The 25,155-nt window shown below is 56.5% G+C and carries 25 protein-coding genes; 8 read left to right on the forward strand and 17 right to left on the reverse strand.

Translation table 11 applies throughout. The features are described from left to right. Nucleotides 1–114 precede the first annotated feature (114 nt). The 14 genes from N7220_RS04725 to N7220_RS04790 all read right to left on the reverse strand — a co-directional run bounded on the left by N7220_RS04725 (nucleotide 115) and on the right by N7220_RS04790 (nucleotide 14,223). Nucleotides 115–1,332, reverse strand: coding sequence for an HD-GYP domain-containing protein (locus N7220_RS04725; RefSeq protein ID WP_283150311.1), 1,218 nt, complete (start codon nucleotides 1,330–1,332; stop codon nucleotides 115–117). A 187-nt stretch (nucleotides 1,333–1,519) separates the two neighbouring features. Then, a complete protein-coding gene (locus N7220_RS04730; protein ID WP_283150312.1) occupies nucleotides 1,520–1,969 on the reverse strand; it encodes a GNAT family N-acetyltransferase in 450 nt (149 codons plus the stop codon). A 59-nt stretch (nucleotides 1,970–2,028) separates the two neighbouring features. Next, the gene (locus N7220_RS04735) at nucleotides 2,029–2,424 is read right to left on the reverse strand and encodes a nuclear transport factor 2 family protein (protein WP_283150313.1); all 396 of its coding nucleotides are present in this window, start codon (nucleotides 2,422–2,424) and stop codon (nucleotides 2,029–2,031) included. A 54-nt stretch (nucleotides 2,425–2,478) separates the two neighbouring features. Continuing rightward, on the reverse strand, nucleotides 2,479–2,967 hold the full coding sequence (gene fliJ, locus N7220_RS04740; protein WP_283150314.1) for a flagellar export protein FliJ: 489 nt from the start codon (nucleotides 2,965–2,967) through the stop codon (nucleotides 2,479–2,481). A gap of 38 nt (nucleotides 2,968–3,005) precedes the next feature. Further along, nucleotides 3,006–4,415 carry a flagellar protein export ATPase FliI gene (gene fliI / locus N7220_RS04745; protein WP_283150315.1) on the reverse strand — a complete coding sequence of 470 codons (1,410 nt, stop codon included), beginning with the start codon at nucleotides 4,413–4,415 and terminating at the stop codon, nucleotides 3,006–3,008. Next, nucleotides 4,399–5,253: a flagellar assembly protein FliH gene (locus tag N7220_RS04750; RefSeq protein WP_283150316.1), complete on the reverse strand. Its 855-nt coding sequence runs from the start codon at nucleotides 5,251–5,253 to the stop codon at nucleotides 4,399–4,401. The genes fliI and N7220_RS04750 overlap by 17 nt, the downstream gene beginning before the upstream one ends. A gap of 26 nt (nucleotides 5,254–5,279) precedes the next feature. Beyond that, nucleotides 5,280–6,287, reverse strand: coding sequence for a flagellar motor switch protein FliG (gene fliG / locus N7220_RS04755; protein ID WP_283150317.1), 1,008 nt, complete (start codon nucleotides 6,285–6,287; stop codon nucleotides 5,280–5,282). Between the two features lie 137 nt (nucleotides 6,288–6,424). Then, a complete protein-coding gene (gene fliF, locus N7220_RS04760; RefSeq protein WP_283150318.1) occupies nucleotides 6,425–8,143 on the reverse strand; it encodes a flagellar basal-body MS-ring/collar protein FliF in 1,719 nt (572 codons plus the stop codon). 39 nt (nucleotides 8,144–8,182) lie between these two features. Beyond that, on the reverse strand, nucleotides 8,183–8,509 hold the full coding sequence (gene fliE, locus N7220_RS04765; protein WP_283150319.1) for a flagellar hook-basal body complex protein FliE: 327 nt from the start codon (nucleotides 8,507–8,509) through the stop codon (nucleotides 8,183–8,185). 176 nt (nucleotides 8,510–8,685) lie between these two features. Continuing rightward, nucleotides 8,686–10,038 (reverse strand): sigma-54-dependent transcriptional regulator, encoded by a 1,353-nt coding sequence (locus N7220_RS04770; protein ID WP_283150320.1) that lies wholly within the window; start codon nucleotides 10,036–10,038, stop codon nucleotides 8,686–8,688. Nucleotides 10,039–10,091: 53 nt separating this feature from the next. Next, nucleotides 10,092–10,772: a chemotaxis protein CheB gene (locus N7220_RS04775; protein WP_283150321.1), complete on the reverse strand. Its 681-nt coding sequence runs from the start codon at nucleotides 10,770–10,772 to the stop codon at nucleotides 10,092–10,094. 147 nt (nucleotides 10,773–10,919) lie between these two features. After that, nucleotides 10,920–12,635 (reverse strand): fused response regulator/phosphatase, encoded by a 1,716-nt coding sequence (locus N7220_RS04780; RefSeq protein ID WP_283150322.1) that lies wholly within the window; start codon nucleotides 12,633–12,635, stop codon nucleotides 10,920–10,922. Between the two features lie 18 nt (nucleotides 12,636–12,653). Next, nucleotides 12,654–12,959 carry an STAS domain-containing protein gene (locus N7220_RS04785; RefSeq protein ID WP_283150323.1) on the reverse strand — a complete coding sequence of 102 codons (306 nt, stop codon included), beginning with the start codon at nucleotides 12,957–12,959 and terminating at the stop codon, nucleotides 12,654–12,656. 88 nt (nucleotides 12,960–13,047) lie between these two features. Further along, nucleotides 13,048–14,223 carry a sensor histidine kinase gene (locus tag N7220_RS04790; RefSeq protein WP_283150324.1) on the reverse strand — a complete coding sequence of 392 codons (1,176 nt, stop codon included), beginning with the start codon at nucleotides 14,221–14,223 and terminating at the stop codon, nucleotides 13,048–13,050. A 216-nt stretch (nucleotides 14,224–14,439) separates the two neighbouring features. Between N7220_RS04790 and N7220_RS04795 the strand changes: the two genes are divergently transcribed. The 6 genes from N7220_RS04795 (at nucleotide 14,440) to N7220_RS04820 (ending at nucleotide 21,179) form a co-directional block, all read left to right on the forward strand. Next, complete coding sequence (locus N7220_RS04795; RefSeq protein WP_283150325.1) at nucleotides 14,440–15,399, forward strand: chemotaxis protein; 960 nt, start codon at nucleotides 14,440–14,442, stop codon at nucleotides 15,397–15,399. A gap of 29 nt (nucleotides 15,400–15,428) precedes the next feature. After that, entirely contained in the window at nucleotides 15,429–16,373 is a 945-nt protein-coding gene (locus N7220_RS04800) for a chemotaxis protein (RefSeq protein WP_283151402.1), read from the forward strand. A gap of 149 nt (nucleotides 16,374–16,522) precedes the next feature. Beyond that, nucleotides 16,523–16,912, forward strand: a complete 390-nt coding sequence (cheY, locus tag N7220_RS04805; RefSeq protein ID WP_283150326.1) for a chemotaxis response regulator CheY — start codon at nucleotides 16,523–16,525, stop codon at nucleotides 16,910–16,912. A gap of 47 nt (nucleotides 16,913–16,959) precedes the next feature. Beyond that, nucleotides 16,960–17,742 (forward strand): protein phosphatase CheZ, encoded by a 783-nt coding sequence (cheZ, locus tag N7220_RS04810; RefSeq protein WP_283150327.1) that lies wholly within the window; start codon nucleotides 16,960–16,962, stop codon nucleotides 17,740–17,742. A gap of 221 nt (nucleotides 17,743–17,963) precedes the next feature. After that, nucleotides 17,964–19,856, forward strand: a complete 1,893-nt coding sequence (locus tag N7220_RS04815) for a chemotaxis protein CheA (protein ID WP_283150328.1) — start codon at nucleotides 17,964–17,966, stop codon at nucleotides 19,854–19,856. Nucleotides 19,857–19,958: 102 nt separating this feature from the next. After that, nucleotides 19,959–21,179, forward strand: a complete 1,221-nt coding sequence (locus tag N7220_RS04820) for an EAL and HDOD domain-containing protein (protein WP_283150329.1) — start codon at nucleotides 19,959–19,961, stop codon at nucleotides 21,177–21,179. Nucleotides 21,180–21,284: 105 nt separating this feature from the next. Here N7220_RS04820 and N7220_RS04825 read toward each other — a convergent pair whose 3' ends face one another. From N7220_RS04825 to N7220_RS04835, 3 genes are all read right to left on the reverse strand, one after another. Then, a complete protein-coding gene (locus tag N7220_RS04825; protein ID WP_283150330.1) occupies nucleotides 21,285–21,905 on the reverse strand; it encodes a hypothetical protein in 621 nt (206 codons plus the stop codon). Nucleotides 21,906–22,059: 154 nt separating this feature from the next. Further along, the gene (gene msrB, locus N7220_RS04830; RefSeq protein ID WP_283150331.1) at nucleotides 22,060–22,458 is read right to left on the reverse strand and encodes a peptide-methionine (R)-S-oxide reductase MsrB; all 399 of its coding nucleotides are present in this window, start codon (nucleotides 22,456–22,458) and stop codon (nucleotides 22,060–22,062) included. A gap of 102 nt (nucleotides 22,459–22,560) precedes the next feature. Beyond that, complete coding sequence (locus N7220_RS04835) at nucleotides 22,561–23,382, reverse strand: alpha/beta hydrolase (protein ID WP_283150332.1); 822 nt, start codon at nucleotides 23,380–23,382, stop codon at nucleotides 22,561–22,563. A gap of 99 nt (nucleotides 23,383–23,481) precedes the next feature. On the opposite strand from N7220_RS04835, the gene N7220_RS04840 reads away from it, so the two are divergent. Both N7220_RS04840 and N7220_RS04845 read left to right on the forward strand, forming a co-directional pair. Then, entirely contained in the window at nucleotides 23,482–23,994 is a 513-nt protein-coding gene (locus N7220_RS04840) for a TIGR00645 family protein (RefSeq protein ID WP_283150333.1), read from the forward strand. A gap of 178 nt (nucleotides 23,995–24,172) precedes the next feature. After that, nucleotides 24,173–25,111: a TraB/GumN family protein gene (locus tag N7220_RS04845; protein ID WP_283150334.1), complete on the forward strand. Its 939-nt coding sequence runs from the start codon at nucleotides 24,173–24,175 to the stop codon at nucleotides 25,109–25,111. The last annotated feature ends 44 nt before the right edge of the window (nucleotides 25,112–25,155 follow it).

Genomic DNA, 25,155 nt, shown 5'->3' on the forward strand with positions numbered 1-25,155 from the left:
ATAAGCGAACAGTACGAATTATGCTTACAAGCTGATTCGTGGAGCGGGTTTTCTTTCAACACTACCGCGATTGGCGGGCCTCCCCCAAACCAACGTTAATTGATTGCGGCCAGTTCAATGGGTAACCAGAAAACGCGAGATATCAATGCCGTAGTGCTCTGCCGCTTCCACGCCGACAATCCGGTCTTTGCCTCGCTGCACCGGAATGGCCATATTGATTTCCTGCGATGGCACGGGGCGATTGTGCTTGAGCGAGTACACCACTTTGAGACGCGGCTGCAGCGGCGTTGCGTTGTTGGCTTCAATCACCACCGCCAGGCGCTGGGACTCCAGCTTCACCAGTGAACCCACTGGATAAATCCCTACCGTCCGGATAAACAACTGCACCAGTTCCGGATCAAAATGACTCGGACTCCACTCCCACAGTTTGCGCAGTACCTGTGAGGCCGGCAGACCTTTGTGATAACAGCGGTCGGAGGTCACCGCGTCGTAGACATCCACAATGGAAGCCATGCGCGTCAACAGGCTGATCTCGTCACCTTTGCGGTGATGCGGATAACCAGAGCCATCCATGCGCTCATGATGATGCAGCGTTACGTCCAGCGCTTCCGGGTCAATCCCTTCCAGCTGCCGCAGTACTTCCCACCCTTGCTGCGGATGGCCTTTGATGATGGTGAACTCTTCGTCGGTCAGGCGGCCGGGCTTGTCCAGAATATGATCGGGAATCCGCATTTTGCCCACATCATGCAACAGGCCAGCCATGCCCGCTTTACGCACGGTTTCTGCGTCCAGCCCCATGCTTTTGGCAAACGCGATCATCAGCGTGCCCACCGCCACACTGTGCAGAAAGGTGTATTCGTTCTTGTCCCGAATGCACAGTAATCCGAGCATGGCACTGGGGTTGCGTTCGATCGAACCGGTAATGGCCTCAACCACATCTTCGACTTGCGCAATCTCGACCATGCGGCCCAGGCGCACGTCCTGCATGACCTTGCGAACGGCTCTGCTGGCTTGCTTGTGGATATTGTTGGCACGACGGATTTCGTCTTTAACCGCGACGGGAGCGGGCTTGGTGGGCTCCGCCAAAGCTTGCAGCAGTGTCGCTTCGGTTTCAGCCTGCACCTCTTCCAGCGTAGGCGCCTGCGCCACATCGGCACCACGACTGGAATCGATATAAAGCTCTTTCACCCCGGTGTCGCGAATCCGTTGCAGATCCTTGGGGTCATCCAGCATGAACTGGTTGCGTACAAACGGGTGATCAAACCATGCCAGGTTCAAATCATGAATAAACATGCCCGTTGTAAGTTGCTCTATGGCTATTTTGTGAATCATTGCTTGGCCCTGAGCAGCACGGGGATTAAATAAGCACCAGCATGCTTACCAATTATGTCAATTAAAGCCAAATTTGGCAGATTAGCTTTCAATTTACCAGCACTGCATGGAAACCGGCCAGTACGTACGTCGTGTTGTTCATCCCGGTTGCAAAAACGCGAACGCGCCACGTCGCCCAATTGAGTGCTTAGTCGAAGTGATAAATCAGCGGCACGCAGCCATAAGGTGGTGCAAACTCGACCGCGAAATCGGTAAAACCATGTCGGGTATAAAAACCGACGGCGGTACTGGAAGAGTTGGTACGGATGTGGCCACGTGGCGATTGGTCGGCACACGGAGCCAGAGCGTGCAGCAACAACTCGCTGCCCACACCCTGCCCATGCCATTGCGGATCAACATACAGCTCGGCCAGATTCCAGAATTTCTTGACCAGAATCACGCCCGCCAGCTTTCCCTGCCGCACCGACTTCAGCGCCAAATGAGCATCAGGGTCAGCCAGCCCGAGCGCGAAATTCTGCGCGATATGCTCAGCAAGTTCGGCCCATTCTTCGGCGGTAAGCGTTTGCGTGCCGAGGATTGCGGCATGGCTGACGCGCAAAGCGTCATCGAGATCTGCAGTGATGAGTGGTTCGATCATGAGATGGCGAAGGCAGGTCGTTGGCGGCGCGAATGATCTACACACTTTATGACACTGACTCACGCGCCGGTTGTTGGGGCAAACGGCTCGGTTGGCGTGCCTTGATGAAACACCATCTGCCATTGCCCGGCAGTACGGCGCCAGATTGAACTGCGCAGACTGTGGCGCTCCAGTTGCTCACCTGCTGCAGCCCACTGCGCCGAACGATATGTCAGCAAGGCCAGACCATCTGCCAGTAATTTGAGCGCGTAATCTTGCGAATAAAGCCGGACCGGTGCTTCTTCGGCCAATAGGGTCATGATGTCGGGCTTATGGTAAATCGCACCGGAGCAACCAAACTCCATGAAGTTGTCGTGCAGCAAGGCAGCGACCTGTGATGAATCGTGGCGCACGTCCGGCTGGTGCAAGGCCATTTCCAGGGCTTTAAGCGCTTCGAGCAGGTCGGATTGAGGCATGGTGCGAGTCAGGAAGTGGTCTGTGAGAACCAGCATAGCCAACAGAGTGGCCGGCTAGAAACCTTTGTTGGTTTTGGGGCGACTGTTGAACTCATCGACCAGCTTTTGTTCCTGCCGCGATTCGCGTTTGATCTCGTCCACATTGTGCCGGTCTTCCAGCTTTTCGAAGGCTTTGACCTTTTTCTCGCATTCCTGCCAGGCCGCTTTGTGGCGATCATAGTCACGCTGCAGGCGCTCGACCTCGCCCTGCTGCTGGGTAGCCGCTTCATCCAGTCGCGCCAGGAAAACCTGATAGTCGCGCCACTGGGTCACGGTCATGCCGCCCTGCCCGCTCTGCGTCAGCCGGGCTCGGTATTCATCGCGATAGCCATTTACCTGCACCAGCTTTTGCCGCGCCATCTCGGCCTTGGCCGCTGCGCTTTGCATGATGCGCGCGGCATCCTCGCGCTGGTCGCGACTGAGCGTCAACAATAGGGCAAACCGGAACTGTGCCACTTCTAAAACCTTGTTATCACGCGTGCAGGTCGGACGGACTCGGCGCATTCATGCTGTTGGGAATGCTAATGGAATACTAGCGGATATCAGCCGGGAAACACGCCAAACAATTCACCCAGTTTGGCCCGCGAACCCGCGTAACCCTCGCGTTCTTCAATGGCTTGCTGCAAGAAATGCTCAAACGACGGAAAGCGACGAATGGCATCATCCAGCGTTGGATCGCTGCCTTGCACGTAGGCGCCCACACTCAACAAGTCTCGGCTGCGCTGGTAACGCGACCACAAATGTTTGAAGCGGCGCACCAGTTCAAATTCCTGCGGCGACACAATATCGGTCATGACCCGGCTGATTGAGGCTTCGATATCAATAGCCGGATAGTGACCGGTTTCCGCCAGGCTGCGCGACAACACAAAGTGGCCATCCAGAATGGCGCGGGCGTTATCGGCAATCGGGTCTTGCTGGTCATCGCCTTCCGACAGCACGGTATAAAACGCGGTGATGGAGCCGCCGCCCTCACGCCCGTTACCGGCCCGTTCGACCAGTTGTGGCAAACGCGCAAACACGGAGGCCGGATAACCCTTGGTCGCCGGTGGCTCACCGACGGCCAGGGCGATTTCACGCTGCGCCATGGCATAACGCGTCAGCGAATCCATGATCAGCAAGACATTCTTGCCTTCGTTGCGGAAATACTCGGCAATGCTGGTTGCGTACGCGGCGCCGTACAGTCGCAACAAGGGCGGCGTGTCTGCTGGCGCGGCAACCACGACCGAGCGTTGCAAGCCGGATTCGCCCAGGATGTTCTCGATGAAATCCTTGACCTCGCGACCACGCTCGCCGATCAGTCCCACAACCACTACGTCGGCGGTGGTATAGCGGGCCATCATCCCCAGCAAAACGGATTTACCGACACCGGAACCGGCAAACAGCCCCAGCCGTTGCCCGCGCCCTACGGTGAGCAACGCGTTGATGGCGCGCACACCGACGTCCATAACCTCACGCACCGGCTCGCGATACATCGGATTGAACGGGCGCGAGAACAATGGCATCCAGTCGTCACTCTCCAATCGGCCTTTGCCATCCAGCGGCCGCCCCAGCGCATCAATAATGCGCCCGAGCAAACCCCAGCCGACCGGCACCTGACGACCATGATCTTCGATACGCCGTTGCGGCGGGCGCGGCTTGCCATACTCCGGCACCCACGCCGCGATATCTTCGTGCGGTACGACTTCTGCGCCCGGCTCTACGCCATACAACTCGGCCACCGGCATCAGAAACAACCGGTCTTCCTGAAAGCCGACCACGACGGCTTCCACTGCCAGATTGCCTGGAGTCATCACCTCGCAAGAGGCACCAATCGGCAAACGCAGCCCCGTGGCTTCCAGCACCAGACCAGAGACACGCACCAGCTTGCCGCGTGGCAACCAGGGTCGAATATGTTTACTGGCAACGGCACACTCTTCGAGATAGAGCTTGCAGGCGTCAAACGGGTTCGTCATCGGCCGGTACGTCCAGATCAAGCGAAAGTGCATCCAGCGCTGCGGGCGACAGCGCCTCTTCGGCCGCTGGCACCTCGGCGTGCCAGGCCAGATCCGGGCGAGCATCGCGTTTCAGCACCCGCAGTTGCGCTGCCCAGCGAGCAGTCAGCGAGAGATCAGCCCGCGAAATAGGCGTTTCAATCCGGCAGCCGCCGGGGGTTTGATTGGGATCAGCGACCACTCGCCAGATTTCGGAAGGCAATTCGACCCCCATCATGGAGTTGATTGCCGCAATGTCGTCGGGATGCGCAAGGATGCGTGCTGGCGCCCGCGCCGCTGGCATGGAGTCGATCAGTTCGCGAATCACCGGCAATACGCGCTGCCGATCTGCGGCGATTTCGACCCGGGCCACTTCACGCGCCACCACCAGTGCCAGATCGAGTACCGATTCGGCTAGCTCAGCCTGCGCATTGGCAGAGAAATTTTCCAGTTGCTCCAGCAACGCCTTGAGCCGTGCGACTTCATCCGCCGCCTCGGCCCGCCCGGCTTCCAGGCCAATTGCATGGCCGGTATCAAAGCCTTCTTGCTGGGCCTGCTGGTGGATTGCTTCGAGTTCTTCTGCGGTGGGCAATGGCACGCCGGGCGCAGGCGCGTGCGCGGCTTCTGGCTCAGCGGTGACTGGCGCGGCAGTCTCGGCAGGACTGGCGACCGTTGCGGACGCGGCCTCAGGCACTGGAGCAGCCGCAGCCGGGATCGGCGCTTGGCCGGGACGCACGCGCACCGGGGACGGATCGTCGATCGTGCCGAGTTCCCAACGCTCCCACGCGGTGAGTTCTTCGCGGGGGATGACGCGACGCATTGAATTAGCCATAAGTTTTGCGCCGCTTATTCAACGACGCCTTCTTCGCCCTTGCCGGAGAGCACGATCTGCCCTTCGTCAGCCAAGCGGCGTACAATTTTGAGAATTTCTTTCTGTTCGGATTCGACTTCCGACAACTTGACCGGCCCTTTGGCCTCCAGGTCATCACGCAGCATTTCGGCAGCGCGCTGCGACATGTTCTTGAAGATTTTGTCGCGCAATTGCGGGCTGGTGCCTTTGAGGGCAATGACCAGCGAATCGGACTGGATTTCACGCAACAGTAACTGAATGCCGCGGTCGTCGATGTCCAGCACATTGTCGAAGGTGAACATCTTGTCCTGGATGCGCTGAGCCAGTTCTGGGTCGTATTCGCGCACGCTGGTAATGGCCGAAGCCTCGACCACGCCGCCCATAAAGTTGAGGATGTCTGCCGCCATCTGCACGCCACCCATCGCGCTTTTTTTGATCTTGTCCGACCCGGATAGCAACTGGGTTAGCACATCGTTCAGTTCTTTGAGCGCGGCGGGCTGCACGCCTTCCAGCGTGGCAATGCGCAGCAGCACGTCATTGCGGTTACGTTCAACAAAATGCGAGAGAATTTCAGAAGCCTGATCGGGTTCGAGGTGAACCAGAATCGTGGCGATAATCTGCGGGTGCTCGTTTTTAATGAGCTCGGCCACAGCGGCAGAATCCATCCATTTGAGGGACTCAATGCCGTTGTTGTCGTTGCCCTGCAAGATACGATCCAGCAGATTGGCGGCCTTGTCCGAGCCCAGCGCCTTGGTCAGCACCGAGCGGATATATTCATCGGCCGCGCCCAGATTGGCGCGATTTTGCGATGACGACATAAAGTCGCCCAGCACGCCTTCAACCTCTTCGCGCTTGACGTTATCCATGCCGGCCATGGTGAAGCCCAGCTTCTGGACTTCTTTCGGACCCAGGTAGCGAAACACCTCAACCGCAGCATCTTCGCCCAGCGTCATCAACAAGATGGCCGCTTTACGTACGCCTTCTTCATTCAATGTGGCGGCCATAACGAGTGCTCCCGAGGTGAGGTAGTACAAACACAATCAATGAGAAAAAACAGAAAACCAGAATCTGCCGAGGTAATTAGCAGCAAACAGAATTACGCATTGCCGTTCGACCTCAAGCCATTGCCAGCGAGAAACGCCTAGCCGATCTTGTTCGGATTGGCCGACTCTTCTTCTTTGGACATCCATTCACGCAGAATGGTCGCAACCATGCGTGGATCATTCTTGGCCAGTTCACGCGCCTGACTGAGCACATCGGCCTGCGCGGCCAGTCGTGCCATGGCATCTTGCTCTTCTTCGTCACGGGCGCTGGCGGCTTCTTCGGTCAGACCGGTCGAATCGCCCAGATCAAGTTCGATCGACTTGGGTTCCTCGCGCGCTTTGGACAAATCGCGCATCAACGGACGCACCACAAAGATCAGCAGATAGAGCACCACCAGTGCAATCAGACCCAACTTGATCAGGTTTGCCAGATTGGCCTTGATAAACGAAACGGCCTGTTCCTGCATCGACTGCTCAGCTTCTGGCAACGGCGCGCCGGCAAAGGTCGCGTTGACCACATTGATGGAGTCGCCCCGATCTTTGTTGTAACCAATGGACTCTTGCACCAGATTGTTGATCTGCGCCATTTCCTGCGGCGAGTACGGCGCCCAGCTGGATTTGCCGTCTTTATCCTGCACGGGCTTGTAATTGATGACCACCGCCGCCGACAAGCGCTTGACCGTGCCAATGGGTTGCTTCACGTGCTGCACGGTTTTGTCGACTTCGTAATTGGTAGTCGACTCCTTGTGCGAGCTGGTCGAACCGCTTGGCGAGGCAGCCGCAGCACCAGACGCGGTAGCTACGGTGATCGGGGCCGCTGCAGCGCCCGGAGGCTGGTTGGATAACGCACCAGGCACGCCAGCTGCGTCACCGGTATCGTTTTTACCTTCCTGACTGCTGGTCTGCTGGCTGCGGATAGATGCAGTATCCGACGCGGTGTTGGGCTTGAAGGTTTCGGAGGTCTGTTCGACCTCGGCAAAGTCCACTTGTGCGGTCACTTCGGCGTGAACGTTTTCCTTGCCGACCAGCGGCTCCAGAATGGCCTGTACCCGATCGACATAGCCTTTTTCGATCTGCTGCACATACACCAACTGGCGCGCATCCAGATTGGCATGGTTGGCCGAACTGTTTTGCGACAGCAGATTGCCGTCCTGATCCACCACGCTGACGTTGGCAACGGTGAGTTCAGGCACGCTGGACGACACCAGATGCACTACGCCCGCCACTTGCCCGCTATCGAGCGTACGCCCTGGGCGCAGCGTCAGCATGACTGATGCAGTGGGTTTTTGCTGATCGCGCAGAAATACCGTCTGGCGCGGCATGGCCAGATGCACCCGCGCTTTATCAACGGACTGGATAGTTTCAATGGAACGAGCCAGCTCGCCTTCAACCGCGCGCTGGTAATTGACCTGTTCGGCGAATTGCGACACCCCGAATTTCTGGTTGTCCATCAATTCAAAACCGACTTCTCCGGATTTGGGCAGGCCCTTTGCCGCCAATTGCAGGCGCACGTCGTAAACACGATTGGCCGGAACCGAAATCGTGCCGCTTTGTTCAAGCTTGTACGGGATATTGAGTTGTTGCAGCGACTGCAGAATTTCGCCGCCGTCTTTATCGGGGATATTGGTATAGAGGATGCGGTAATCGGGTTCACGGCTCCACAACGCTACGCCCACCAGCACCGCAATAAGCGCAGCCAGTCCGACCATAAACATGGCCTTGCGTGAACCAGGGAGATCGACAAAGCGCCTGCGTGCATTGTCCAGGGCACTACCCTGTGCACGCCCGCCCTCAACTGCTACGTCCGCTTCCGCCATAACAAACTTGTCAGTGCCCGGTTATGTCGCCAGATCTCATCAGACCTGGAGATTCATGATTTCCTGGTACGCGCTGACCAGTTTATTGCGCACCTGCACCATGGTTTGAAACGACAGGCTCGCCTTTTGCAGCGAAACCATCACGTCTTGCAGGTCAGTTTGCGGGTCTCCAGACTGAAAAGCGGTTTGTTGTGCTTCAGCGCTGTTTTGTACCTGGCTGACTTGATCAATCGAGGATTTGAGCATGCCGGCAAAATCGGACGCACCAGTGCCCGTTGCGGCCGGCGCAGCAGGCTGCCCCGCTGCCAGCGAGGACATGGCTTTAAGTTCGCCCAGAAGTTGATCGATGCCTTGCACGCTATTCATGCTTGAAAAAGTCCGTTTCCCGCGAATGAATCAAATGTGGATGTCAACAAGACATAAAAAGACGCAGTATCCCCAGATTGTAGGGGGCGCTACACCAGTGCGGCAAGCGAATCATGCAGACCGCACATTCATGACAACATCCTGAACCGTTTATCGTAGCCCGACGGCGTGCCGAATCACTCCTGCAGCCCGCCTTCTTCCTCACGATATTGCTGCAATTTATAGCGCAGCGTGCGTTCGCTCATTCCCAGCCGTTCCGCCGCCAGTTTGCGTACGCCACCAACCGCTTTCAATGCGTCCAGAATGTGTTGTTTTTCCAGCGCTTTCAAGTCGGTATGCACAACTGGTGGCGCGCTTGGCGTCACCGTTTTTTCGGCAATCGGAACCGTCCCGCCCGCCACCATCCCGGGGCGTTGCGGCAAATACAGATGGGCAAGTTCCACCACATCGCCCGGCGCCAGAATCAGCGCCCGCTGCATGACGTTGTCCAGTTCACGGATATTGCCGTCCCAACTGTGATGGGTCAGGCGAGTCACCGCGTCGGGCGTCAATGCGGGTGCGCGCCGGTTCATGCGCGCTGCGTGCCGCGACAACATGGCTCGGGCCAATGGCACTACATCATCCGGACGCTCACGCAATGCGGGCAACTCCAGCGGGAACACATTCAGACGGTAGTAGAGATCCTCGCGAAAATGTCCATTGGCCACTGCCTCGGGCAAATCACGGTTAGAGGTTGCCAGCACCCGTAGATCAACCTTGAGCGGCTTGCTGCCACCTACCCGCTCCACCTCGCGCTCCTGCAGCACCCGCAGCAGCTTGGCTTGCAGTGACAGCGGCATTTCGGTGATTTCATCCAGCAGCAAGGTGCCGCCATCGGCTTGTTCAAATTTGCCAATGTGCTGCAAAGCTGCCCCGGTAAATGCACCGCGCTCGTGACCGAACAACGTGGATTCAAGTAACTGCTCGGGAATCGCCGCGCAGTTGATTGCCACAAACGGCTTGGCGGCGCGTGGGCTGGAACGATGAATGAACCGGGCTAGCACTTCTTTACCCGTCCCCGATTCACCGGTAATCAATACCGAAGCGTCGGATTGCGCAACCCGTCGCGCCACATCCAGCAAGGCGCGCATGGCCGGGTCTTCGGCGATTACATGCTCGTCACTGCCGTCGGGCAACAAATAGCGGGCCACTTCCTGTAACAAGGCATCGGGTTCAAATGGTTTGGGCAGATAGTGCGCCGCACCCGCATGCAAGGCAGCGACCGCTTTTTCGACCACACCATAGGCGGTCATCAGGATGACCGGTACCCAGGCATAACGGCGCTTGATCTCCAGCAACAGCGTCTCGCCATCCATGGGCTGCATCTGCACGTCAGACAACACCAGCCCAACACGATGCCGTTCCAGCAGACTCAATGCCTCCTGGCCATCCGCCGCCGTAATGACGGCGTGCCCGCCCAGCGCCAGCGTATCCACCAGCGCTTCTCGCAACGCGTCGTCATCTTCGACGATCAAAACCGGCAATGCCATTGTTTCCCCAAAACGCTGCCTGGCTGTTGCGGGCCAGGCGCTGCTTCAATTCATTAATTACGCACTGGCATGCGGCTCAGGGCCAGCATCCGCGCGGCAATATCCTTGAGCGGCAAAACTTCTTGCACGCCACCCGCCATGATGGCTTCTTTGGGCATGCCAAAGACCACACAACTGGCTTCATCCTGCGCCAAGGTGCTGGCGCCGGCATCCCGCATTTCTTTCATCCCCAACGCTCCATCACGCCCCATGCCGGTGAGGATCACCCCGACTATATTGGCCCCACCCAGATTGGCCGCAGACCGAAACAACACATCCACCGAAGGACGGTGCCGGTTTACCGGTGGCGCTTGCGACAAGGTACAAGTCCAGGCCGGGCCACTGGCAGACAACAATAAGTGCGAATGTCCTGGCGCGATATAAGCATGGCCCATTTGCAGGCGCTCACCGTCTTCGGCCTGCTTGACATGGATGCGGCAGATCGAGTCCAGCCGTTGCGAGAACGACTGGGTAAAACTTTCGGGCATATGCTGGGCAATCAATATGGGCGGCGTGTCCAGCGGCAGCCCTTCCAGTACCACCTTGAGCGCCTCAGTCCCGCCAGTGGAAGCACCGATCACAATGACTCGCGCCGAGGAAATCGGCAGTCGTACCTTGCGGGGCAGCACAATGTCGGCGGAATGACTGGGGACATTGACCAAAGCTGGCTTTTCTCCCTGATCTGACCGCGGCATGCCAAGCTCCTGAAAGGTGATGGGTGATTGCGACCAAAGATGCACGGGCCGCTTTACGCGAGCCGCTTTATATCATTATCGAATTAATGAAAGAAGGGCTGGCCCTGCAATTAAATGACATCTGGCCAGAAGATGCGCGCTCTGGCGCTAGCCTGCTGTCAATCCTGGCAGGTAATGCACGATGACTTCGTTGCCGCTGCCAGTAAACTGGATAGACGCGCACATTGAGCGCACCAGCATGAGGCCGCGACCATGCATGCGCGCCGGATCATCATTCGGCAAATTGAAGCGCGGCCAGTCAAAACCGGGGCCGGAATCCTTGATGCGGATACGCAACACATCGCGGCCGTTGATCCGCAAGCCATTCAGGTCAATCCCGATATGACCTTGCGTGAGTGCCGCCAGCCGCGATCCGCGTTCCAGCAAGTAACGATCCATCCCCTGCTCACCACGCTTGAGGCGCGAGTCCATATTGAGCAGACCGTGATCCAGCGCATTCACAAACAACTCGCTCAGAATCAAAAACACTTCGGACTGGAACTGTCGCAATGCTTTGATCTCGTTCACGAAAGACATCATGAAAGGCACCGTGTTGATGTACCGCAGTTCTTCAGCGCCGAGGGTGAGGCTGTAATGCCACATGCTCTCGCCGCTACCGACCAGCGCCATGGTGGCCTGGGTTTCAGCGGTCTGTAGCGCAGCCGGGGGCAGGTCTTCGCGCATGCGCTCGCCAAAACGCATCATCACCATGGAGATATCGTCATGATGCGGGCTGCCATTAAGGTGTGCATTCAACGCGGCTTGCAACGCCACCAGACGGTCCCCTTCCGGATGTTGCAGCAGCAATTGCAGCAAGCGCTGCTCGCTGAAGGCTTCGCCATCCGGTGCCCGCGCTTCGGTCAGGCCGTCGGAACACGCCAGTACCGTCCCCGGCGCACTGTAGAAAAAACGCGACGTGGTTGTTTCCATGTCTTGCGTCGGCACAATCCCCAACGGCAAATGCGAGGACTTCCACTGGTGCACCACCTTGCCCGCGCGGTCCAGCATATGCACCGTGGGCATGCCGCCGTTCCAGACTTCGATGCAGCCGGTCACTTCATCAATGGCGATCAGCACGGTCGCAACAAAGCGGCCCACCGGCAAAACCTGGCGCACCTTGTTGTTCATTTCAACCAGGATATCGGACAGCGAGTAGCCCTTTTCCGCCATGCTGTAAAACGGCTGTGTCAGCGGCAGCACGTTGAGCGCGGCAGTCAGGCCATGACCGATGCCGTCGGCCAGCAATACGTAGAGCACTTGTCCCGGCGTGCGCGCAGCGGCGATCAAATCGCCGGAAAGGCTTTCCGCCGGAGACAACCAGTAATCGAGCAAGGGGTCGTACAGGCGTTCGGCATTGACCATCTGATCCATCAGATGGCGCACAACCCGCTTTTCTTCTTCGGCGGCGTCGTAATAGCTAGCCAGACGGGCAGATTGTTCGCGAACTTTGCGATTGAGTTCCAGCGTGCGATGGAAAGCCTTGAGTTTGGCTTCCAGTACGCGGAAATTGACAGGTTTGCTGATGTAATCGTCAGCGCCGCGCTCGATGGCGTCGGCCAGCCGGTTTTCTTCACCCACCCCGGTGACAAAAACGATGGGAACCCACGATTCACCCGCCTCGGCCTTGATGGCCACGGCAGCTTCGGGGCCGGACATGACCGGCATCATCATGTCCATCAGCACCAGATCAGGTTGATGCTGGCGCCATAGTTCGAGCGCCTCTTTGCCATCCCGGGCTTGCACCACTTTGTGCCCAAGCGCTTCGATAAAACGGGAAATCAGCAAAAGAACCGCCTCGGTGTCATCGACAACGAGGATTTTCATATCAGACTGACCGCAGGCTTAGCGGATTGTGAAAATTTTGCCAAAACACGCGATCTCCAGAACCTGTTTCACGGTGTCGCGGCAATTAACCAGCGCCATTGTTTTACTGGCAGCGCCGATTTTTTCTTTCAATAACAACAACATACCCAACGCAGAGCTATCCAGATAATTCACATTCTGGAAATCCACCAGTACTTCCTTGATTTCCGTATTGGCAATCAAGGATTCACAGACCTGGCGAAATTCGCGATGGGCACTGAAATCAAACTGTCCCGAGAGGATGACTCGACCTGCATCCCCTTCGATTTGAACAGTGGGTGTCATGAGATATTCAACCTTTTGCAAGTTACACAACAGCGCGATGATATAAAAACTGTAAGCAGCTTAGGCTATTTTTTATCAAACATCGTACTTAAACATTAGTTGGGTCGCGGCGAGCTGGCAACCGCAGCGTAAACACACTTCCCTCACCGGGCGCCGAGCGTACTTCCACATCGCCATGCCAGTGAGTGATCAGGTTACGCACGATAGCCAGACCCAAACCGGTACCCTCTTTGCGGGTAGTAAAGAACGGCTCGAACAATCGTGCCTGGACTTGCGCTGACATGCCACAACCAGCATCGCTAACCCGCAAGAATGCGTTGTCGCCTACGCGTTCCAGCGACAAACCAATCTCACTGTCATCAACAGATGCGAGCATTGCATTGTCGAGGAGATTGAGAATTACGCCAAGCAATTCCTTGCGATTTGCCAGAATCAGGATTTCATCCTCTGGCAGTTTTAGCGAAAGCCGCAGGTGCCGAATGTCCATCTGCGGCTGCAAGGTCTGAGCCGCTTCAGTGACGGTTGCCACCAGTCCTACCGGTTCCAGCGACATATCCTGGCCACGCACAAAACGCAGCATGTTCTGAATCAGTGTTTCAAGATGTCGTAATCGTGCCGTGGTTTTTTCACCAAATTTGATTCGATCTGCCTCGGCCAGTTCCGCCCGCGACAGATGGCCGGCATACAACAGTGCGGTAGCCAGTGGCGTGCGCAGCTGGTGAGCCAGACCCGCCGCCATTTCACCCATGGAAGCCAGCCTTTTGTGTTGTGTTAATGCCTGTTCCAGCGCCCAGCTCGCGGTCAGATCGTGCACCAGCAAAATCCGCCGGTCTTCCTCCGGCATATCACTTTCCACCATGCTCAAGCGCAATGCGCCTTGTGCCCGAGGATAAACCCAGATATCGGTCACTGGCGTGGATTGCAGCTTGTCGCTTAAAAAGCGATGCCAGTTTTCCCCCACTGTTAATGGGGCCAGCAATTCAGTTGCGGCCGGATTTAATGCAAAGATGGTGCCGTCGGCTTCCAGTTCAACCACACCGGCGGGTAGACAAGCCAAAAGATGAGCTAATCTACGAGATAACGCAGCTTTCTCTTCCAGTTCGCGTCGCAGGTTTCCGTTGGCGATTTCAAGTTGCGTTGTAAGAAACTCAACCTGCTGCTGCAAATCGGCATAAGCGTCACTCAACTGCCTTGACGCTGCAGTAAATAATGAGAAAGCCTCTTCCAGATCGCGTGGATTCATGCTGGCACTTTCATCCGGCATTGCTGCCACTCCTTGTTGAATACAGGCGTTTCCATTATAAATGCCATAAGCATTGGCTACTTTAGTTATGCGTTTTCGCAACCTAAAGGTTTTTAGTCATTTACCGATAACGGAGAACAGCTACACTCTTATTATCACAGCATGCTGCATTGATTTACACCATAATGCGACATAACTTACATTTATTGGCAGGATTGTTTTATCCTGGAGTCCACTGTGTCTGACTTATTCAAAAGCATCGACGCGCGCACCAAGCTGGCCGGGACAAACAAGCTGGAAATTCTGCTGTTTACGCTCGGCGAAGACCAGCGATCCGGTCGTCGCGAACATTTCGGCATCAACGTTTTCAAGGTCCGCGAAGTCATGCGCACGCCTGAAATCACGCATGCGCCGGAAACCCCGCCCAACGTAGAAGGCATGGTCAGCTTGCGCGGCGTATTGGTGCCGGTGATCGATCTGGCCAAGTATGCCGGCATTGTTACCGCCAATCGCCCCGAAATCATGATCGTATCCGAGTACAACGGCCATACCCAGGGTTTCCTGGTGGAAGCCGTCGATACCATCTTGCGACTGGACTGGAGCACCATGCGCGTGCCGCCAGACATGCTGACTCATCAGATGAGCGGCCTCGTCACCGCCGTTACCGAACTGGAAAGCGGCAAGCTGGTCATGATGCTGGATGTGGAAAAGGTGCTGGCCGAAGCGCTGCAGACCGACCAATCCATTGATGCCGAAACCGTCATTCGCGATAACACGTTCGCACAAAAACGCGTGTTCTTTGCCGATGATTCAGCGGTGGCGCGTCGCCAGATTGAAATGACTCTGGACGCCATGGGCTTGCGGCACCAGTCGGCGCTGAATGGCCGACGCGCCTGGGAAGAACTCCAGCGCATTGCCCGTTCGGCGGAAATCCAGGGCAAACCGGTGCGCGATTATCTGCAATTGATCCTGACCGATGTGGAAATGCCGGAAATGGATGGCTACATGCTCACCCGCATGGTCAAGACTGACGCCCGTTTTGCCGGTATTCCCGTTTTGATGCACTCGTCGTTGTCTGGCACCTCCAACCAGAAACTCGGCCAGTCGGTCGGCGTTGACGGCTACGTGTCCAAGTTTGAACCCCACAAGCTATCGCAAGCGATTGCCAACTACTTGCTTGACGCGCAAGTGGCCTGAAACCGGGCACAGGAACAACACAAGTGAATATGATCGAAGCACAGGCCAATATGCTTGATAGCGTAGATGCCCGCACTCGCCTGGCGGGCTCTAACAAGATGGAAATCCTCTTGTTCTCGCTCGGCACGCGCGAAGTTTTCGGGATCAACGTCTTCAAGGTCCGTGAAGTTTCGCAAACACCCAAGATCACCCGCACCCCGAACATGCCGCCAGGTGTTGAAGGCGTCATTTCGCTGCGCGGCAATATCATTCCAGTGATCTCGCTGTCGCGTTTTGTCGCCACCACCCAAGGCGCGGCGGATACCGCCAATGCCACGATGATTGTGACCGAGTTCTCCAAGCACACGCAGGCCTTCCTGGTGCATGAGGTCGATCGCATCATTCGCGTGGATTGGGACAAAGTGCGTGCGCCTGAATCCATGCTGGCTGGCAATCAGGCCTTGATTACCGCGCTGACCGAACTACCGGACGGCAAGCTGGTGTCGATTCTGGACGTGGAACAGATTTTGTCTGGCGTGCTGGGCGAACCGGAGATTCCGGATCTGCCTACCGCTGCGGTCAGCCCTGACGCTTATACGTTCTTTGCCGATGACTCTGTCGTCGCCCGCAAAGAAATCGTCGGCGTACTCGACAAGCTGGGCATCAAATATCACCAGGCCAATAACGGCAAGGAAGCGTGGGACAAACTGCAGAATCTGGCACAGCGCGCCGGGCACGATAACGAGCCGTTGCGCGTCAAGCTGAAGATGATTCTGGTCGACGCCGAAATGCCGGAAATGGATGGTTATGTACTGACCCGCCATATCAAATCGGACCGCCGCTTTGAAGGCATTCCAGTGGTCATGCATTCTTCGTTGTCTTCTCATGCCAACCGTGCCATGGGTGCAAGCGTGGGCGTAGATGCCTACGTGGCCAAGTTTGACCCGGTGGTGCTGGCGGACACGGTGCTGCCGTATATCGTCGACAAAAGCTGATCGCAATATCAGGTAACACAGCAATAATGCCGGCAAACCAGACACTTGGCTTGCCCGGACAAGAACGTTTGGTCTACCGCGAGTTTTATTGAAAAAACTGGATTGGCGCTGGAAAAAAGCGCGTCGCCAACCCCGATGGAGTAAACAGCATGCCGGATAACAATATGCGCTTTCTGGTGGTGGATGATTTTTCTACCATGCGCCGGATTGTGCGCAACCTGCTCAAAGAATTGGGTTTTTCCAATGTGGAAGAAGCCGAAGACGGGCAGATCGCCTTGCATAAACTGCAAAACTCGACTTACGACTTTGTCGTGACCGACTGGAACATGCCCAATATGACCGGGCTGGAACTGTTGCAACAAGTTCGTGCCAATGCGCAGTTGAAGCACCTGCCGGTGCTCATGGTGACTGCGGAAGCCAAGAAGGAAAACATCATTGCCGCCGCTTCGGCGGGTGCCTCCGGGTACATTGTCAAACCCTTCACGGCAGCCACACTAGACGAAAAGCTCAAGAAAATTTTCGTCACCATGCCTAACTGATCAACCCAATCCACCGGCACTTATGCACCGGAAAAAGGAGGCTCGCCGTGAGCGATCAAGCCCTCAATAGTTCAGACTCGGCCGATCTGGAAGCACTGTTCGACAGCATCGTTAATGCCAATCGTGCAGCAGAAACCGCCGCGGATGCAGATGCACCCGCCGCAGCCGTCAGCGCGCCAGCTGGCGATGTAGCCGCCAACCTGCCTGCGGATATGGCAGAACCGGCACGCACCATGTTTACCCAGATTGGCCAGTTGACTCGCCATCTGCATAACACCCTGCGTGAACTGGGCCTGGACAAGTCGCTGGAAAAAGCCGCGCATCAGATCCCGGATGCGCGCGATCGCTTGTCCTACATCGCCACCATGACCGAACAAGCCGCCGAGCGCACGCTGAACGCACTCGACGATGCCAAGCCGCTGCAGGATGAAATCTCCAACAGCGCACGCCAGCTCAATGCCCGCTGGAACCAGCTGTTTGCCCATGAATTGTCGGTTGAAGAATTCAAGCAACTGGTTCATGCCACCCGTGCCCATCTGGGCCAGACCGGCGTGAACTCGGAAAAAATCAGCAGCCAGATGCTGGAAATCATGATGGCGCAGGACTTCCAGGATTTGACCGGTCAGGTCATCAAGAAAGTGCTGGTCATGGTCAAGGAAATGGAAAGCCAGTTGCTGGAATTCCTGGTTACCTTTTCGCCACAGCAAGGCAGCAGCGTTGCCCGCGAAGATGGCCTGCTGGCTGGTCCGGTTATTGGCGGCGAAGGTCGCACGGATGTGGTCACCAACCAGGAACAGGTTGATGATCTGCTGGAAAGTCTGGGCTTCTAACGAGCCGGATCAGTCAGTCAGACTGAAAATTGAAATGGAAAGATTGCATGATGGCACTGGTTTCGCCCAAACCGCTGGCCAACGCCCTCATGTGATCGGTAACGATGGCAAGATCGCCTGACCCAAAGCCGATACCAGGCTAAGGTAATTACGGGTGGTGCATTTTGTGTGCGGCGCAAGCCGCAATGTATTTGAACTCACCAGAAACAAATGGGGCCGAAATGAGCGAATTCTCCGGTATGGATGACCTGTTGCAGGATTTCCTCACCGAATCCACCGAGCTGTTGTCAGATGTCGACAGCAAGCTGGTCGAGCTGGAAAAGCGGCCCGATGACAAGCACTTGCTGAACGACATTTTCCGCGGCTTTCATACGATCAAGGGTGGCGCCGGGTTCTTGAATGTCGATGCGATGGTCAGTTTGTGCCACCGCACGGAAAACCTGTTCGACAAGCTGCGCAATGGCGAGATGACGCTGACGCCCGAAATCATGGACACCATCCTCTCCGCCACCGCCACCGTGCAAGACATGTTCGTGGTCATGCAGCAAGGCCGCATGCCTGTGGCTGCCAATGCGGGCCTGCTGGCATCGCTGGATGCCGTGCTGCAAGGCGAAGTGCCACCAGCACCTGTGATTGCCGCGCCAGCCCCTGTCGCAGCGGCTCCTGCCCCAGTTGCCGTCGCGCCCGCCAGTACCGCTGCCGACGCCAATGGCGAGCCGCCATGGGACGTGCTCTACAACGCCTTACTCGATATTGAAAACCCGCCGCAAGTTGCCGACGCCAACCAGGAAGTGGTCATTGACGACCTGCCTGCTGTCCCGGCTGCGGCAGTTCGTGCTGCGCCCGCCGCCGCCAAAGGCCCGGCAACCATGCAGCAACCGATGTCGCAATCTTCGCAAGAAACCACCATCCGCATCGATACAGTGCGGCTGGATCAGGTATTGAATTTGTCCGGCGAAATCGGCCTGACCAAAAACCGGCTGACCACCCTGCGCACCGACATCATGGCGGGCAAGATGGACAGCGTGACGCTCAAAGCGCTGGACGAAGCCATCAGCCAGCTCGATTTGCTGGTCGGTGACCTGCAAAACGCGGTCATGAAAACCCGCATGCAGCCAATTGGCCGCTTGTTCCAGAAATACCCGCGCCTGGCGCGTGACCTGGCGCGTCAACTGGGCAAAGAAGTGGATCTGGTGCTGATCGGCGAAGAAACCGAGCTAGATAAAACCATGCTCGAAGACTTGAACGATCCGCTGGTTCACTTGGTACGCAACGCGGTCGATCATGGCTGCGAAACAATGGCCGAGCGCACCGCCGCCGGCAAGCCCGCGCAAGCCACGGTTGAATTGTCCGCAGTCCAGGTCGGCGACCATATCCAGATCGAGATCACCGATAACGGTCGCGGCATGCGCCCGGACGTGATCCGCAAGAAAGCACTGGAAAAAGGCCTGATCGATGCCGAAACGGCCAACAGCCTGGACGACAAACAGTGTCTGCAGCTGATTTTCATGCCGGGCTTCTCCACCAAAGACCAGATTTCCAGCATCTCTGGTCGCGGCGTGGGCATGGATGTGGTCAAGACCAATATCCAGAAACTCAACGGCCGTATCGACATCCAGTCGGTGGTTGGTGAAGGCTCACGCTTTACCATCACCTTGCCGTTGACTCTGGCGATTCTGCCGGTGCTGGTGGTACGCGTCTGTGATCAGCCGTTTGCCGTTCCGCTGGCCATGGTGCGGGAAATCATCCCGATCAAGAGCGAGCAAGTACAGGAAGTCTCCGGCCGCGCCACCATTGTGGTTCGCGACGAAATCCTGCCGGTCAAATCACTGGCTCGATTGCTCGGCTGGCAAGAAACTGAAGTACCGTCCTTCGGCGTGCTGATGACTTCCGCCGAGCACTCCTTCATTCTGGCAGTCGACAGTTTTGTGGGTCGTGACGACGTGGTGATCAAGCCGCTGCAGAATATTCATCCGCACGGCGTAGCCGGTGCCACGCTGTCTGGCGATGGCTCGGTAGTGCTGGTACTGGACATGGAAGACCTGCTGCACTCGGGCACGTCAGATAACGCAGCAGTGAGAAGCTCACAGTTCATTGAACAAATCGCCGCGTGATGCATTATATTTCGGTGCGATAAGCACTTATGCCAAACACCTGCAAAATCAGACATTACTGATATACTTCGCTGTGCCCAATGTGCAGCCAGAGACCCTGAAATGACGCAAGATCACGCATTTATCGGCCGCCAGCCAATTTTGAATCGCCAACAGCAGATCATCGGTTATGAACTGCTGTTCCGCCTGGATAAGGACGCCCTTACGGCCGAGTTCTCCAGCGACATGCAGGCAGGCACCAACGTGCTGGTCAATACCATTTCCAATATGGGGACCGACTGGCTGGTAGGCAGCAAACTGGCGTTTATCAACGTTGCTGAATCCATGCTGGAAAGTAATTTCCTGGAGTTGCTGCAACCGCAACGCGTAGTACTGGAAGTGCTGGAAACCACCACCGCTACGCCGGAACTGCTGGCCCGCGTGAAAGAACTGCGCGGTCAAGGCTTCGGTATTGCGATGGATGACTTCGAGTTGTCTCCGCAAACCGCGCCGTTCCTGGAGTTTGCCAATTACATCAAGCTGGATGTACAGGCTCTGGGCATGGATCGCTTGCCTGCGATCTCCAAAGAACTGCGCAAGTATCCGATGCTGCAGATCGCGGAAAAGGTCGAAACCAAAGAAGAATTCCGCAAGTGCATGGATATCGGCTTTGACGCATTCCAGGGCTATTACTTTGCCCATCCGGAAACGTTGTCGGCCAAGGTGATCAATCCGAATTACGCCAACATTCTGAATCTGCTGAACATGCTGCGGAACAACGCAGAGATTCGCGATATCGAAAATGCGCTCAAGCGTGACGTGGCATTGTCGTTCAAGCTGCTGCGCTATATCAATTCGGTTGGCTTTGGCTTGTCGTGCGAAATCCAGTCCTTCCGCCATGCCGTCACCATCCTCGGTTACCAGAAGCTGTACCGCTGGCTAACCCTGTTGCTGGTGACTGCCAGCACCGAAGCGGGCTCACCACCTGCCCTGCTGAAAACCGCAGTGACACGCGGTCGTCTGGTGGAATTGCTGGGCAGCCATTTGCTGGATGGCCAGGACCGCGACAATCTGTTTATCGTCGGCATCTTCTCGCTACTGGATGTATTGCTTGATATGCCGATGGATCGCGTGCTGGAAACGCTGATCCTGCCGGAAAGCATTGCCGATGCGCTGATGGAACGCTCCGGCATGTACGGCCCGTTCCTGGAGCTGGCTGAAGCATGTGAAGACCCGGATATGTCCGAAGTGCCACGCCTGTGCGACCAGTTGCAACTGACCCCGGACATGCTCAACCGGGCACACGGTCAATCGCTGGCGTGGGTGGAAGAACTCGGCCTGTAAACTGCTTTAGCCCCGGCAACATTAGAAATAAAAAACCCGTCATGCAGACGGGTTTTTTTATTGGGCGCCAATCCCGTAACAGGATTGCTCAGCAGCAGGCCAGAATCAGTTGGCCACCGGGCTTGGCTCAAGTACGCGCCAGCCCTGACCACGGCTTTCAATCTCGACCGTGTGTTGCTCTTTGCCCTGGTTATCAACCAGCGTAGCAAACTTGGGGAACTGCTGGCGAATGCCGTCATCCTTGGCCCAATCGGCAATACCATCCAGTTTGGTGGTAAACACGATCTTGTCGCGACTGTAATTGTCTTTGGTTTCTTCAACCGTGTTGCTGACAATCTTGTCCACTTCTGGCGTGCCACTGCAAAAACCGGGTGGGGTATTGCCGTCGTAGGCATCCTTGCCCTTGTCCGTCACCGCAAATTGCGTTTGCCCGGCTTCAGCCGCTTGTTCCTGAATCAGCCCGGCTTTAACCAGTGCGGCCAGTTGCGCGCCGTTGGGGTCTGTGAGCTTGGCGTAGTCCTTGGCGACAGGGGTATTAAAGGCAACCGGCATGGAAACACAATTTTGCTGATCAGCCTGGATAAAGTTGTTGAGTGTATTGATGACGTCTTTGTCATCCAGCGCAACTTTAGGGGCCTCTGAACCTTTGCCACACGCAGTCAGCGCAAATACCGCTGCCAGCGCGACGACTGACGCCACCCGGCGTTTTCCATGCACGCGTTCCATCTGTTAACACTCCTGATTTATAGATATGTGATGATTTTTTCTGCGGTCGAGAACGTTGAAATTGATATGCAAACCAATATGAGAAACCACGTCCACAGAAATAGATACCGCAAAACCAGTCTCAGGACAATGTTCAGATGCTCATTTGCAGGATTTAAGCCTCAGGTGTAAAGGTCATGGACACCGAGTTGATGCAATAACGCTCGCCGGTTGGCTCTGGGCCATCGGGAAAGACATGCCCCAGGTGGGCATCACAAGCTGCGCAACGTACTTCAGTGCGGACCATGCCGTGCGAATAATCCTCGATGCGCTTGATCGCACCAGGAATGGCTTCTTCCCAGAAACTGGGCCAGCCACAACCGGCGTCAAATTTGGTGCCCGAATGAAACAACAAGGCATTGCAACAAACACAGTAATAATCGCCATCATCATTGCGTTTGTAGAGCTCACCGCTAAAAGGCCGCTCGGTACCGGCCTGGCGCGCTACCCGATATTGTTCCGGGGTTAACTGGGCTCGCCATTCTGCGTCGGTTTTAACCACTTTGTCGGTCATGCTGCTCTCCAGTTTTAATCTGTTTGTCTAAAGATATGGGTGCGGGGCAAGACCCACAACCGTCAGCTCAAAAGAAAACCACCAGCCGGCCCAGGCAAGAGATCACTCTGCGCCAGGCGCAACCGTCTGCAGCCAGTCCGCCAAGTGCTGTGCAACGCTTTCCCAACCCATGTCAGCCATCATGGCATGCCCAAGTTGTGGCAAAAACCGGGCTTCGACGCCCCATGCCCGCGCTGTGGCGCGTACGTCTGCGGCAGGGATAACCCGGTCAGCTTCTGCCCCCAACACCAGGCAAGGCACGTGTTCGGGTATGCCCCACGCCAGCCAAGGTTGCGGCAGCATCAATTCGGCCAGCGCCAAGGCGGACTCCGGCTGCACGCGGGCGGCGAACGTCGCCAACCTGTCTCGCGGCATTTGCGTGGAAAACAGCAGTTGTTTCAACACCGCCGGATCAAAATCAATCGCCCCGGTGTGCCACTGAAACTGGTTCAAGCCCATCAGCAAGTGAGGCGAACTGAACATCATGTGGCCCAGCGAGTTCACCAGCCCCATGGGCGGCACGCTGCCGAGCAACGCAAGGCCAGCGACCGCGTGCTTGCGGGCAAAGCGTTGCGCCAGATAGCCGCCCAGCGAATGTCCGATCAGGATCGGCGTAGCCGGCAATTGCCCGACCGCACGTTCAATATCTCCCAGGAAGTCACCCAGACCCAAGCGGTCCAGCCGCTCACGCCCGGCGCTACCGGCGTGCCCGGACAAACTCAGTGCGTAGCAGTCATAACCTCTGGCCGCAAACCATGGCAGAAAGTGATCTTGCCAGCACCAGGCACCGGCATAGGCGCCATGCACAAACAATAGCGGGGGAGCCGACAAGGGCGCGCGGGTGGGTGGGTGATGCAGGATTTCCAGCTGGCAGGGATGGCTCATACTTGCTCATGGCAATGATTGCGGGAACTGGCGATGTTTTTTCCGGTCTGCTTGCAGCCAGGACAGACCTGGATATTCCAAACATCATAAAGGTCAACGATGCATTCGCGTATCGAATCCGCGCTCGAAAAAACCATTTTCCACAGCCGCTGGCTGCTTGCCCCGTTTTATCTGGCGTTGGTGGTCGGCTTGTTCGCGTTGTTTGTAAAGATGCTCAAAGAGCTTTACGCGCTAGGCCAGATATTGCTGACTGGCGAAGGCAACATCATCATCGGCATTCTGAGCATGGTGGACGTCACGCTGATCGCCAACCTGTTATTGATTGTGATGTTCAGCGGCTATGAAAACTTCATTTCGAAAATGGAGGTGGCTCACCATTCAGAGGACAAGCCCAGCTGGATGGGCAAGGTGAGCTATTCCGATCTCAAACTCAAGCTGATCGGTTCCATTGTGGCGATCTCGGCCATCGACTTGCTCAAGGCGTTTGTAAATATAGACTCGATGGATTCGCTCAAGCTGGGCTGGCTGATTGGTATCCATCTGACCTTTGTGCTGTCGGGCGTACTGTTCGCCGTGATGGACCGCATTGCGGCTGGCGGCAAGCCGCATTAAGCCTGCCTGGACAGTGCAAGCGAGTTGCATATTTGCGGGTTCGGCGGGGATTCGTTCCCCGCTTTGCCTGATGCCGGGCGAGTTTGGTTATACTGGCTCGCCATCCGGCAAAGACCGACAAAAACAGATTTATACAGACAGAAAAATCCGTTCGTTAAGAGGAAGAGGAAACCCCAAGATGCTCGCCCGATTCTGTACGCGTGTTGCTGCCCTGGCGCTGGCCAGCATCACCTTTTTACCGCTTTCAGCGCATGCTGCCATCGCCAAAGCCGAGCCTTTTCCCCACGCTGTGCTCTGGCGTATCGACAAGGCTGGCGTACCGTCGTCCTGGCTGTTTGGCACCGCCCACGTGGCCGATCCACGTGTCACCACGCTGTCTGACCCGGTAGCGCAGGCGTTTGAGTCGTCCGACCAGGTTTATACCGAGGTCAAAACCGATTTCAGCATGATGATGGAACTGGCCAAGGCCGTCTTGCGCCCGGAAGGCGATTTATTGCCCGCCCATATCAGCGATGCGTACTACCAGAAACTGCTGCCGGAACTGGCTGCGCGTGATTATCCCGAAGTCGCTACCCGCCGCCTGAAAACCTGGGCTGCAGCCATGCTGATGATGGAACCCAAGAAACAAAGCGGCCAGATCACGCTGGATTTGCTGCTGGCCAAGATGGCGATCGAGAGTGGCAAAAACTATTCGGGGCTGGAAACCGTTCAGGAACAGTTATCACTGTTCGAGAATATCCCCGAAGACAAACAACGCACCTTGCTATATGCGTTGCTGGATCACCAGGAAGTCTTTGCCGCGCAAATCAACAAAGTCATCGATGCCTATGTAGCCCGCGACATTCCGGCTATTGAGCGGCTCAGTGAGCAAGGCGACGTACCCATGCCCGCAGCTGACGAGGCTTATTTTGACAAGTGGAACAAAAAAGATCTGCTGATTGATCGCAACTTGCGCTTTGCCCAACGTCTGCAAGAGCCGCTGGCCAAGGGTGGCAACTTTATTGCGATTGGCGCCATGCATTTACCCGGCCCGCAGGGTTTGGTCGCCTTGCTGCGCAAAGCCGGTTATACCCTGACTCCGGTATTTGACGCGCCGACAGTCAGCGCCGCCAAATAATCCGGGCAGTGCACACAAAAAAAGCAGCCAGATGATTGGCTGCT

The organism is Silvimonas soli, assembly GCF_030035605.1.
In the GTDB taxonomy this organism is placed as follows: Bacteria; Pseudomonadota; Gammaproteobacteria; order Burkholderiales; family Chitinibacteraceae; genus Silvimonas; species Silvimonas soli.